General features: G+C 63.7%; 10 protein-coding genes. 8 read left to right on the forward strand and 2 right to left on the reverse strand.

What is annotated here, in order from left to right:
- Positions 1–81 precede the first annotated feature (81 nt).
- From AAC023_RS00335 to AAC023_RS00345, 3 genes are all read left to right on the forward strand, one after another.
- Positions 82–3,051, forward strand: a complete 2,970-nt coding sequence (locus AAC023_RS00335) for a hypothetical protein (protein WP_339736950.1) — start codon at positions 82–84, stop codon at positions 3,049–3,051.
- Positions 3,052–3,114: 63 nt separating this feature from the next.
- The gene (locus AAC023_RS00340; protein WP_339736952.1) at positions 3,115–3,603 is read left to right on the forward strand and encodes a pentapeptide repeat-containing protein; all 489 of its coding nucleotides are present in this window, start codon (positions 3,115–3,117) and stop codon (positions 3,601–3,603) included.
- An 88-nt stretch (positions 3,604–3,691) separates the two neighbouring features.
- Positions 3,692–4,930: a pentapeptide repeat-containing protein gene (locus AAC023_RS00345; RefSeq protein ID WP_339736954.1), complete on the forward strand. Its 1,239-nt coding sequence runs from the start codon at positions 3,692–3,694 to the stop codon at positions 4,928–4,930.
- Positions 4,931–5,011: 81 nt separating this feature from the next.
- On the opposite strand, the gene aspS is transcribed toward AAC023_RS00345, so the two are convergent.
- Both aspS and AAC023_RS00355 read right to left on the reverse strand, forming a co-directional pair.
- Positions 5,012–6,829 carry an aspartate--tRNA ligase gene (gene aspS / locus AAC023_RS00350; RefSeq protein WP_339736956.1) on the reverse strand — a complete coding sequence of 606 codons (1,818 nt, stop codon included), beginning with the start codon at positions 6,827–6,829 and terminating at the stop codon, positions 5,012–5,014.
- Positions 6,830–7,152: 323 nt separating this feature from the next.
- Positions 7,153–7,527 carry a hypothetical protein gene (locus tag AAC023_RS00355; protein WP_339736958.1) on the reverse strand — a complete coding sequence of 125 codons (375 nt, stop codon included), beginning with the start codon at positions 7,525–7,527 and terminating at the stop codon, positions 7,153–7,155.
- Positions 7,528–7,789: 262 nt separating this feature from the next.
- Between AAC023_RS00355 and AAC023_RS00360 the strand changes: the two genes are divergently transcribed.
- The 5 genes from AAC023_RS00360 to rnd are packed head-to-tail and all read left to right on the forward strand — an operon-like array spanning position 7,790 to position 12,500.
- Positions 7,790–8,416 (forward strand): TetR/AcrR family transcriptional regulator, encoded by a 627-nt coding sequence (locus AAC023_RS00360; RefSeq protein ID WP_339736960.1) that lies wholly within the window; start codon positions 7,790–7,792, stop codon positions 8,414–8,416.
- Between the two features lie 45 nt (positions 8,417–8,461).
- Complete coding sequence (locus AAC023_RS00365; protein ID WP_339736962.1) at positions 8,462–9,235, forward strand: lysophospholipid acyltransferase family protein; 774 nt, start codon at positions 8,462–8,464, stop codon at positions 9,233–9,235.
- A 40-nt stretch (positions 9,236–9,275) separates the two neighbouring features.
- Entirely contained in the window at positions 9,276–9,983 is a 708-nt protein-coding gene (locus tag AAC023_RS00370; RefSeq protein ID WP_339736964.1) for a lysophospholipid acyltransferase family protein, read from the forward strand.
- A complete protein-coding gene (locus AAC023_RS00375) occupies positions 9,980–11,296 on the forward strand; it encodes an MFS transporter (RefSeq protein WP_339736966.1) in 1,317 nt (438 codons plus the stop codon). Before AAC023_RS00370 ends, AAC023_RS00375 begins: the two co-directional genes overlap by 4 nt.
- Positions 11,297–11,333: 37 nt before the next feature.
- Positions 11,334–12,500: a ribonuclease D gene (gene rnd / locus AAC023_RS00380; RefSeq protein WP_339736968.1), complete on the forward strand. Its 1,167-nt coding sequence runs from the start codon at positions 11,334–11,336 to the stop codon at positions 12,498–12,500.
- Positions 12,501–12,508: the final 8 nt, after the last annotated feature.

Genomic DNA, 12,508 nt, shown 5'->3' on the forward strand with positions numbered 1-12,508 from the left:
ACACTGCGGGGTTATGACGCGCAGCCCGGCGCGGTAGACTGAGGCCAGCTCCGGGCGATTCGGGGACCAGAGGGTGGTGTCATGAAACTCAATCGTCGCTTTGCCGAAGCGCTTGCTGCCGCTGGTGACCGCTATGCTTTCGTGTCGCGCGCGGCCGATGCCTATGGTGACCCTGACAGCGAGAAGGACGGCGATACCGCCCGCCCGATTACGGTGCCGCAGGACTGGAGCCCGGCGGCCATCCACGCCCTCGCCGATCTGCTCGACCAGCCCCGCCCTGTATCGACCCGTCCGCGCCCCGGCCTGCAGGCCTTTGGCGGCCTCTCACCACAGCTGGCCGAAGGCAGCGAGCTGGCGGCCGAGACGGGTTATGATGCCGTCATCGCGCGCATTGCCGGCTCGCTGACCTGGTCGGTCGCCCGGCATGGCGGGCTCGACAGCCCGGACGAGGCCCCGGTCTTTCTCGGGGAACTCGCCGCCAGCCTGCGCGGCCGCTATGTCATTCCCGACGCGGAATTATGCCGTCATGGCGGCATTGACTGGGCCTACGGCCTGTCAGTCCCGGCGGCGGCAATCCGGCCACAAGCCACGACCATTCACGCCGGCAGCGCCGCCGCCCCGGCGCAATTGCGGGGCGTCGCAGAAAGCGCATTGCGCGGCGGTATGCTCGATGTCGGTGCCCGCGTCACGCGCGACCGGCTGGATGCGATTGCCCAGGCCTGTCACCGCTGCTCCGGTGAGGCCAATGAACGCTTTGACCCGCGCCGCAATGCCGCCCTCGCCCGCGCCATGCGGGCCGCCTTGCGTGATGGCGTGGCGGAGGAGGCGGTTGAGCGCGCCCTCGCCCTGGCCCGCCAAGGCGTCGCTGAAGATGCGCTGACGGATCTGCAGCCGCAGAGCCAGAACCAGCCGGTCACCATACTGCAAATCCCGAACGCGCTGGGCCGCGCCATCGAGGCCGACGAGACCTGGCAGTTCGGCGGCGATGATGATCCCGGGCGCACCAGTATTCGCGCCCGCGAGCTACGCGACAATATCGCCCGCACGGTGTGGAGTTTCGGTGCTCCCTCGCTCGCTTTCCAGGCCGGCCCGGCCGCCAGCGGCCCGGCCCTGCATATCAATCTTCCCGCCTTCCTTGAGCCACAGACGGGTTTCCGCGCCGACCTGCTGGCCGATGCGATGCGGCTCTGGTCCCATGCTCTGACCCTGAGCACCGCCCGGACAGCCGAGACCGCCGGAACGCTTAATCTGACGGGCCTTGGCGCACTGTTGAGCGCCGGCGGCATGGCCTATGGCAGTCGCGAAGCGCGCGCGGTCGCGGCTGCGATCGGACGGCTGGCCAGCCTGTGCCTGCGCGAAACCGGCGGCGAGCTTGGTGCCCAGGCCCCCGGCCTCGGCCCCGATCCGGAAACGGGTGAGCTGCCCGGCCCCTTTGCCACACTGACCGCCGAGCTGGAACGGGCCTCCTCCCGCTTTGCTCCGCGTTCCGCCCTTGCCCGTCCCGGCCTGACCCTGACCAGCAGCCGGCCCGACCCGGCGATTGCCGGCCTGTTCGACAATGACAGCCAGGGTGCGGCCGCGGTCGAAGGCGCGATCATCGCCGATGGCGGCATTTCCGGCGGCCACCGCTTGCGCGATTGTGTACGCGCCGGCCTGCGCCAGCTCGGCGCCAGTCCGACAGAAATCGAAATCGCCGAGGACCATGCTGCCGGGCACGGCACATTGCGCGGTGCGCCCGGCATATCCGTCGCGGCGCTGCAACGTGCTGGCTTGCCCGACGCCGCGATTGAACGGGTGGAGGATATAATCGGTGACGGCGCCTCCGTGCGCCATGCGCTCAATCGCTGGACGCTCGGCGAAGGGGTCTGCCGCGAACAGCTGGGGCTGTCGAGCGCTGTGCTGGAGGCCGAAGGGCGCTCGCTGGCGCGCACGCTCGGCTTTGGCGAGGCCGAGATCGCTGCGGCCGACCGCCATGCTCATGGCAGCGGCACGCTGGAGGATGCGATTGATCTGCCGCTGGACTGGCGCGCCGTCTTCGCACCGGTCACGCCGCAGGATCAGCTGGCCATGAGCGCGGCGCTCGAGAGCCAGATCAACGGGAGTGTCGAGACCCAATTGGCGCTTGATGGCGAGCACACGATTGATGATGTCGCCGCGATTCTGGACCGGGCCTCGGCGCTCGGCCTGCGCCAATTGGAAATTCGCCGGACCCGTTCGGGTCTGCTCGACCTCTTGCCGGCGATCGATTTCGACAAGGGTGATTACACGACCGAGCCGGTCAAGGAACGCCTCATCGAGCGCACGGTCGAGCGCACTGTGGAACGCGTGGTCGAACAACCGGCGGCACGGCGCAAACTGCCCGACCGGCGCAAGGGCTATATCCAGAAAGCCACCGTCGGCGGCCACAAGGTCTATCTCCACACCGGCGAATTCGATGATGGCGAGGTCGGCGAGATCTTCATCGACATGCACAAGGAAGGCGCCGCCTTCCGCTCGCTGATGAATAATTTCGCCATCGCCATCTCGATCGGACTGCAATACGGCGTCCCGCTCGAGGAATTCGTCGACGCCTTCGTCTTCACCCGCTTCGAGCCGGCCGGCGCTGTGACTGGCAATGATTCCATCCAGCACGCGACTTCGATCCTGGACTATCTCTTCCGCGAGCTGGGCGTGTCCTATCTCGGACGTGAGGATCTGGCCGAACTCGCGCCGGATACCGCTGATCATGGCGGTATCGGCAAGGGCGTCGCGGAGGAAAAACTCTCGCAGACCGATGCCGCCCGATTTATTTCCAAAGGCTTCAGCCGCGGCCAGGTGCCCGACAATATCGTGATGTTCGCCAATGCCGCGCGCAAGCTTGCCAGCGGTCAGGCCGGGGGACCGGATATGGGCGAGATCGAGATGCATCATGCCGAGCCCGCATCGCGGGGCTCGAAGCGTCAGGATGTCAGCCTGTATTCCGGCGATCCCTGTCCGGAATGCGGTCATTTCACCGTCGTGCACAGCGAAAATGCGCATCGTTGCGATGCCTGCAACTGGACCTCGGGCTGATCAGCCGTCCGGCCCGGCGCGCAGCTTGCATCGGCCCCTGTATCTGGCTCGGAGCGCCTCATTATGAAACGAATTTTGGCTGCCATCGCGATCTTATTGTCGGCATCCGCAGGTGCCCACGCCCAGGACGCGGCCCAGATTGCTCGCGTTCAGGCGGGCCAGTCCTGCCCGGGCTGCAACCTATTCCAGGCCGAACTCGGCTATCTTGACCTGCCGGGTATTGACGTTTCCGGCTCGCGATTGCGCCAGGCCAATCTCGCCCTTTCGACGATGAACCGTGCCAATTTCGACAATGCGAACCTGTCGCTCGCCAATATGTTCGGCGGCCGTTTCACCAGCGCCAGCTTCCGCAATGCGGATCTCACCGGCGCAGTCCTGGTCGGCGCCTATTTCGGCAGCGCCAATCTGAGCGGCGCCCAATTGAGCGGCGTCAACATCTCCGGTGCCGAAATGACCACCGCGATCGGCCTGACCCAGAGCCAGCTCAACGGCGCCTGCGGAGACCCGTCGACCCTGCTCCCGGCCGGATTGCATGTGCGCCCCTGCCGCTAGACCATGACCGGCGCGTTGGCCGGTGATGACAGTGGGATTACTGTGATTTAAGTCGTCACCAGCTGGATCGTGCTTTATCTCTGAACCCATGCGGAACCCCGCCACCATATTGGCTCTCGCCCTGTTGAGCCTCCTGATCGGCACCCAGCCAGGATGGGCCGTGGGCGATGACCATCCACGACGCGGACTGGCCATCGGCGGCGAGTGCGAATCCTGTGACTTTTCGGACAAGAATCTCGCGGGAGCGATCTTCATCGGCGCCAATTTCGAAGGCTCGACCTTCGCGAATTCGGAGCTGGGCGGCACGACCATTGTCGAGAGCCGCTTTACCGATACCGAATTCACCCACACCATCTTGACCCATTCCCGGTTAAGTGGCGTCACCTTCCTGCGCGCCGATATGAGTGATGCCGACTTTACCGGTAGCCATATCGAACGCGTCAACTTCTCCGCCGCCTCGCTGGAAGATACGAATTTCACCGATACGCAAATGGCCTTTGCGACCTTTATCGGCAGCTCGCTGGAAGATGCGGTGTTTGCCAATGCGGTCCTCAACCAGGCCAATTTCTTCCGCTCCCAGATCGGCGACGCAAACTTTCGCGGCGCTTCCCTGCGCGGCGCCAACTTCACGGAAACCACCGGCAGTGACACAAGCTTTCTTGATGCCGACCTGCGCGGGTCGAGTTTCGAGGATGCGGTGCTCGACAACGTCAACTTCACCGGCGCCAATTTGCGTGGCGTCAATTTCACGGCGGCCGTAATCACCAATGTAACGGGCCTGTCCAAAGAGGCCATGCGCGGCGCCTGCGGCGACGAGGCGACCCGGCTCGATGGCGGTTACGAACTGCCAACCTGCAACCCGAGCCGCAGCGTCACGGTCGGTGGCGGCGATAATGTCCGCTTTGGCTGGCGCGTCAGCCGTGGCGGCGATCATGGCTCCACAATCCGCCTGGAAGCCGAGGATGGCCGGATTGTCGAACTCCTGTCAGGCAATGGCGCGGTGCCGAATGTTCGTGGCGAGACCTTCGACGAGGAGACGCTGCGCGGCGTCTCGGCGGCGGCCTTGCGCGATATTGCCCGCGCTGAGCGTGAAATCCAGCGCGCCCGGATAGAGCAGAGCGAAGCGATCGCCCACACCGAGCGCGAACGCAGCCGCGCCCTGGCGCTGGCCGAAGCCCGTGCGGAAGCCCATGTCCAGGAAATGGAACGACGTGTGGAAGAATCCCGCCGCCGGGATAGAATGATGATCGAGCTTCAAGGCGATGGCGAGCACCAGATCTGGCTGAGCCCCAATCCTCACCGTCCACCTCCGCCGCCGGACCATTAACGCCGGGCGGCGCGCCTGCCCCATAGAAACGGCCGGAGTTTGCGCTCCGGCCGTTTCTCATCCTGGTGCGGGCAAGCCGGCCTAACTGGTCTTCTTGGCTTCCGGAATCACATTGCGAATATGCAGTTCGCGCAATTGCTTCATCTCGACCTCGGCCGGCGCATTCATCATCAGATCGCGCGCCTGCTGGTCTTTCGGGAACATCACGATTTCGCGCAGATTATCGACACCGGCGAGGATCATCACAATGCGGTCGACGCCCGGAGCGATACCGGCGTGCGGCGGCGCGCCATAGCGGAAGGCATTGAGCATGCCGCCGAATTCCTCTTCCACGGTCGCGGCATCATAACCGGCATGGGCGAAGGCTTTCAGCATCACATCGGGACGGTGGTTGCGCACCGCGCCGGAGGACAGCTCGATACCATTGCAGACAATGTCATACTGGAAGGCCTTGAGACCGAGCAGGGTCTCATCATCGCCCGCCTCGATCGCCAGAAATTCCTCGGCCGAGATTTGCGGCATCGAGAACGGGTTGTGCGAGAAGTCGATCTTCTTGTTGTCTTCATCCCACTCATACATCGGGAAATCGACGATCCAGCAGAATTTGAAGACATTCTTCTCGCAAAGATCGAGTTCCTTGCCGACGACATCGCGGGCGCGTCCGGCAAAGCTGGCAAAGGCTTTCGGCTCGCCAGCGGCGAAGAAGACGGCATCGCCGGCCTTGAGGTCGAGTGAAACCCGCAGGGCTTCGGTGCGTTCCTCACCGATATTCTTGGCGACCGGGCCAGCGGCCTCGAGCACGCCATCGGTCTCGCGCCAGAAGATATAGCCCATGCCGGGCTGACCATCCTTCTGGGCCCAGGAATTCATCCGGTCACAGAAGGCGCGGCTGCCGCCGGTCGGCGCCGGGATCGCCCAGACGGCGATTTTCGGATTCTTCTCGATCATGCCGGCGAAGACCTTGAAACCGGAACCGCGGAAGGTCTCGGTGACATCGCTCATCTTGATCGGATTGCGCAGGTCCGGCTTGTCGGAACCGTACCAGGCCATGGAATCGGCATAGGTGACGCGCTCGAAGGCGGTATTGGGCACGGTGCGACCATCGGCAAATTCGTCGAACAGGCCTTTCAGCACCGGCTCGATGACATTGAACACGTCTTCCTGGGTCGCGAAGCTCATTTCCATGTCGAGCTGGTAGAATTCGCCAGGTGCGCGGTCGGCGCGGGCGTCTTCATCGCGGAAACAGGGTGCGATCTGGAAATAGCGATCGAAGCCGGAGACCATGATCAGCTGCTTGAACTGCTGCGGTGCCTGCGGCAGGGCGTAGAATTTGCCCGGGTGCAGACGCGAGGGCACGAGGAAATCGCGCGCGCCTTCCGGCGAGGAGGCGGTCAGGATCGGCGTCTGGTATTCGACGAAATCCTCATCGACCATGCGGCGGCGGATCGAGTCGATGATCTTCGAGCGCAGCACGATGCGCTTGTGCAGGCTTTCACGGCGCAGATCGATATAGCGGTGCTTGAGGCGAACCTCTTCCGACCAGTCCGGCTCACCGAAGACGGGCAGCGGCAGCTCCTCCGCTTCCGACTGCACGGCGAGATCGCGCACCCGCACTTCAATCCCGCCGGTCGGCAGGTTTTCATTGAGCGCCTCGGCATCGCGGGCGACGACATCGCCGGTAATGGTGACGACGCTTTCAACGCGCAAGCGCTCAAGCCGTTCGAAATGCTCGCTTTCCGGCTCGAGCACGCACTGGGTGATGCCGTAATGATCGCGCAGATCGATAAAGAGCAGGCCGCCATGATCGCGCTTGCGATGGATCCAGCCGGAAATCCGGGCCGTCTGACCGACTTCACTCGGGCGAAGCTGGCCACAGGTATGGGAGCGATAAGCGTGCATGGTTTTCAAGGTCCGCAATGAGCGTGAATGGAGTTGCCGCGACATGCCTGTGGCGGGGCCTCAATGTCAAGGATTTGGGGGGAAATGGTGCAGTTGTGACACGCCGCGCATACCCAAATCTCCACGCGGCTGACCGCTGGAGGTTTGAGTGGATCACCTCGCAATGGGAGGTGTGTGGGACGCCGGCGAATGCCGGAGTTGTCGTAAGTTCAGTGGGACATCCATGACGTCCCACACGTGGAGATGTGGTCGCGCCCCCTTCCCCCAAAACAAAAGGCGGCGCCGGGTTCCGGCGCCGCCTTCGTCATTCAGCTCGGCAAACGCTATTCCTGCGGCTGGTCAACCTCGTGCATATTGTGCTCGCCATGCGGCATATCATCGGCGGCTGAAGCCTCGTCAGCATGGTGTTCGGCATGGGATTCCGGTGCTGCCCCGGGATGGCGAGCAGCGTGGATCATGTCGTGGCAAGCATCGAACTTGACGCGGGTTTCGTCGTCCATGGCCGCCAGAACGGCGTCGTGAGCGGCCTGGTCGCCTTCGGCAACATCCGCCATCATTCCATCATACAACGCCAGACACTCTTCCTGTGTCGGTGCTGCGGCAGCCTCGCCGGCCATGTGGTGGTCGATGGCAAATGCCGAGGTGCCAATCAGGCTCAGGCTCGACGCTGCCATCATGGCCAAAACGAACTTATTCATGGGGGTCTCTCTCCTGGATGACCGATGGGGCTCGCGCCCCGGATAACCGCCCCGGCCAGTTGCAACGCGGTGTCCGCGCCGACGGTCAGGGCGAGTCACCATGCGCCCGCTCCCGGCCCGGTGACAAGGTCGATCCGCATACCCACACGAGGCATCACGGCGAAATCGGTGATGTAAGTAACTATTCACTTGCAGTTACGGTCACGCTATGACAAACAGCTTGTGAATGAACACTTACTTCCATGCCAGGCGAGGCCCAGCCATGACCGGAAAACTTCGAGAAGACCTGTTTGAAGGCACCGACCCGAATGTCGGCGTCACGGCGGCGCGCGGCACGACCAAGGCGCGGATCGAGCGGGCAGCGCTGAAACTCTTCGCCTGCCAGGGCATGGACGGGGTCTCCATCAAGCAGATCGCCCAGGCCTGTGAAATCTCGGATGGCGCCATGTATCGCCATTTCAAGAGCAAGGATGCGCTCGCCCGTCTGATGTTCGAGGCGATCCATGCGCGCCTGCTGCAACTGGTCGACGCCAATATCCGGCCCGATGCCAGCCTGGAAGAAACCGTGCATGCCGTCGTCACCGCCTATTGCGAACTGGCCGAGAACGATCCGGCGCAATTCACTTATCATCTCACGCATCGCAACTACTTCCTCGCCGCCTCCGGCGATGGCGGTGCCAATCCGTCAGATGTGATGAGCGCGCGCGTAACCGCCGCGATGGCCAGCGGGGAAATCCCGGCCCGCGATCCGGAACTGGCCGCCGCAATGGCGCTCGGTCTGGTGATGCAGCCGGCCGAATACCGGATTTTCGGCCGCATCGCACAGCCCATGACCGAACTCATCCCGGTTTTCACAACCGCCATCATGGCCGTGCTGCGCGCCGCCTGAGCGCCCTGCCGCCGCCCCTTTTTGCCCCAGCTTTCGGAGATCATCATGCGTTCTCTCCTCTTCAACCTCGCCTATTATTTGATCACCGCCATTTATGCCTTGGTTTGCGCCATCCTCGCACTCTTGCCGGATCGGCGGATCCTGATGCACGGGATCCGCTCCTATGCCCGGCTGACCGTGCTGCTGATGCGCTGGATATGCGGGATCCGGGTCGAGGTGCGAGGCACGCCGCCGAAGAACCAGGCGGTCATCCTGGCCGCCAAACACCAGTCCTGGGGCGATGGGCTGGTAATGATGGCCAAGTGCGGCAACGTCAATTTCATCTGCGGCGACCATATGCTGAACTATCCGCTGATCGGGTGGGTGCTGAATCGCTGCGGCGCGATCATTGTCTCCAACAAGGGCGGTGCCGCAGCGGCAGCCAGCTTGCGCGCCGGCGTGCAACGCTCCCACGGTGAAGGCCGGCCGCGCCCGATCCTGATTTATCCGGAAGGCCATCTGACCCCGGTCGGATCCGGTCTGCGCTATCGTTCCGGCGCCTGGCAGCTCTCCTCCCAGCTAGACCGGCCCGTCGTGCCCGTGGCAACCAATCTGGGCCAGTGCTGGCCGCAGCAGAAATGGACCAAATTCGCCGGCACGGCCGTGATTGAATTCCTTGATCCCATGGCACCCAGCTCTGATCGGGACACATTTCTCGCCGAACTGGAACGCCGCGTCGAAACCCGTTCCCGGCGCCTCGAGGCGGAGAATTCGGTGGCAGCGACAGAATCGGTCTTTGATCCCGAAAATGCAGGTCAAACCGACCCGGCCATGCATTAACACCTGGTCTGAATGAGCAACCAATAGCGGGAGTCGAGCGATGCGATCGCTGGTTTTCAATATCCTGTTCTGGGGCCTGTCGGCGCTGTTCGCCCTCGCCTGTTATGCCGCCGCCTGGCTGCCCTGGCGCGGCCCGCTTATGGCCGTCATAATCGCCTACGGTGCCACGACCCGTTTTTGCATGCGCTGGGTGGCGGGAATTGCCGTTGAAGTGCGCGGCCAGCCGCCGCGCGGTGAACCGGTCATCATAGCCGCCAAACACCAGGCCTATGCCGACGGCCCGTTGATGATGGCGATCGCCGGTGACCTCAATTTCGTCATTGGCAACGGGATCGAGAAATTCCCCCTGGTCAATCGCATCGTCCAGCGCGCCGGTGCGACCATGGTCGATGCCCAGGGCCATAACCGGGCCCAGGGCGCACTCAAGGAGAGCATCAGGCAGATCGCCGACGATCATCGCCCTGTCCTAATCTATCCGGAGGGGGGGATGGCGGCAGTCGGCGTAACCCGGCGTTACCGCAAAGGTGTATACATGCTCTATGCTGAGCTCGGCCGGAGCGTGGTACCGGTCGCAACCAATCTGGGCCTTCGATGGCCTGAAGAGGAATGGGACAAGCATCCCGGACCGGCCGTCATTGAATTCCTCGAACCGATCCCGCCCGGTCTGCCGCGCGAGATATTCATGCAACGCCTGCAGGATACCATCGAGACGCGCAGCCGCGAGCTCGAATCGGAGGGACGATCATGAGCGCCAAGATCGCAGGCGAGCTGATGACACAGCGGCGTTTCCTGCCGCTCTTGCTGGCGCAGTGCCTTGGCTCGCTCAACGACAACCTCTTCCGCTACGGGCTGGTGACCATGGTCACCTATAGCGGGCTGAGCCTGTTTGGACTCGAACGCGATATTCTCGTGCCGATCGCCGCCTCGATGATCACCCTGCCGATTTTCCTCTTCTCGGCGATCGCCGGACGGCTGGCCGACAAATATGACCGAACCTGTATCATGCGTGTCACCAAGCAGATCGAAATCTGGATCATGTTGCTGGCCGCCCTCGCCCTCTTCCTGCGCCAGCCACTCCTGCTCCTGCCGACCCTGTTTTTGATGGGCACGCAATCGGCCTTCTTCACCCCGGCCAAGAATTCCGCCCTGCCCTCGCTGATGGCGCCGCATGAGCTGGTCCCGGCCAATGCCCTGCTGAGCGGTTTTCTCAATGTCTCCATCCTGTTGGGTGTCGCCTTGGGAACCTGGCTCGCCGTGGTTCCGCTGGGCCCGGAAGTGATCGGCGGCGGTTTGGTGGTCATCGCGATTTTCGGCTGGATCTCGGCGCGGCAATTGCCGCGCGTTGAAGCCGCCAATCGCGACCTGCCTGTAACCTTCAACTTCATCGCCGAGACCTTCCGGGTGCTCGGTTATGCCCTGAAGGCGCCGGAAGTGCTGCGCCCGCTGCTGGGCGCGGCCTGGTTCTGGATGCTGGCCGCCTCAATCATTACCCTGATGCCAGTCTTCACCGCCTCGGTGCTCGGTGCCGACGCGACCGTTGTGTTGCTGTTCAGCGCCCTGTTCACAATCGGGGCCGCGGTCGGGGCCCTGTTGTGCGGCGCGCTCAGCGGCAAGGGAGATGCGCTGGCCTTCTCCATCGCCGGCGCGATCGGTCTGGTGATCTTCACCACCGATGTCGCCCTGGCGACCTGGTCCAACCCGATCGTGCCGGCCGGCGCGCCGCTGATCGGGGCCGGTGCCTTCTTCGCCGATCCATCGAACTGGCGCCTGCTGGCTGATCTCGGCTTCGCAGCGGTTTCCGCAGGCTTGTTTGTCGTCCCCCTGCAGGCGATGGCGCAGCGCCGGGCCGCTCCGGAAATGCGCGGACGCCTGCTCGCCGCCGGCGGCATCATGAATGCGGCAACGGCGACGCTGGGCCAGTTCACCCTCGCCTTCATCGCGCTGGGCCATCTGCCGATCCAGACCGCCTTCCTGCTGATCGCGTCGGGAAGCCTGCTGGCTGCAGCCATCATCGGCTGGCGTCTGGCGCTGCGCCGCAAGCCCGCAAGTGCGCCTTCCTGATGGTCAAATCGCAGCGCAGGCGCTAAAGGGCCAAGGCATGGACATTATCACGACAACAGATCAACTCGCCCGGGCCTGCGACGCCCTCCTCCAGGCCGAACATGTGGCCGTCGACACCGAATTCATGCGCGAGACGGTCTATTGGCCCGCCCTCTGCCTGATCCAGGCCGCCGGCGGCGAGACCGAAGTCATCATTGACCCGCTGGCTGAAGGCATCGATCTCGAGCCTTTCTGGGAGCTGATGGTCGATGAGCGGGTGATGAAAGTCTTCCACGCCGCGCGCCAGGATCTCGAGATCTTCTATAATCTCGGCGACGGTCTGATCCCGGCGCCGATGTTTGACAGCCAGGTCGCCGCCATGGCGATCGGCCTGGGCGATTCCATCGCCTATGACAATCTGGTCCAGACCCTGCTCAAACGTCCGGTCGACAAGGGTTCGCGCTTTACCGACTGGTCGCGCCGGCCGCTGTCGGACAACCAGCTCACCTATGCCATGGCCGATGTGACGCATTTGCGCGACATGTATCCGATCATGCGCGAGCGGCTGGAGCGGAAGAAACGCACCGCCTGGGTTGAGGACGAAATGGCAATCCTGACCAGTCCGGACACTTACCGGATGGACCCGGAAGATTCGTGGAAACGCCTGAAACTGCGCAAGACCCATCCCAAATGGCTCGCCGCCCTGCGCGCGGCAGCGGCCTGGCGCGAACGCGAGGCGCAGACCCGCGACATGCCGCGTCAGCGCGTGATGAAGGATGATGCGCTGTACGAAATCGCCACACTGGCACCAACCGAGGAAGGCCAGATGCAGGGCCTGCGCGCCGTGCCGCGCGGCTTCGAACGCTCGAAGCCGGCCGAGCGGCTCTATGCCGACATGAAAGCGGCGATGGCCGATCCCGAAGCCTATGCCCCCAAAGTCGAGAAACCGGCGCCGACGCCCCAGGGCATTGGACCGACAATCGAGCTGCTGAAAGTCTATCTCAAACTGGTCGCCGACGAGGCCGGTGTCGCCTCACGCCTGATCGCAACCGCGCCGGATCTCGAGAAAATCGCCTGTAGCGACACGCCCGATGTTCCCGCCATGCGCGGCTGGCGCCGCGAAGTCTTTGGCGAACCGGCGATGGGGCTCAAGCGTGGCGAGATTGCCCTGGTGCTCGAGGATGGCAAGGTTGCAGCCCGTCCGGTCGGCGCAAAGGGCAAATAGGCCGAACC

This window comes from uncultured Maricaulis sp. (assembly GCF_963976135.1).
Classification (GTDB): Bacteria; Pseudomonadota; Alphaproteobacteria; order Caulobacterales; family Maricaulaceae; genus Maricaulis.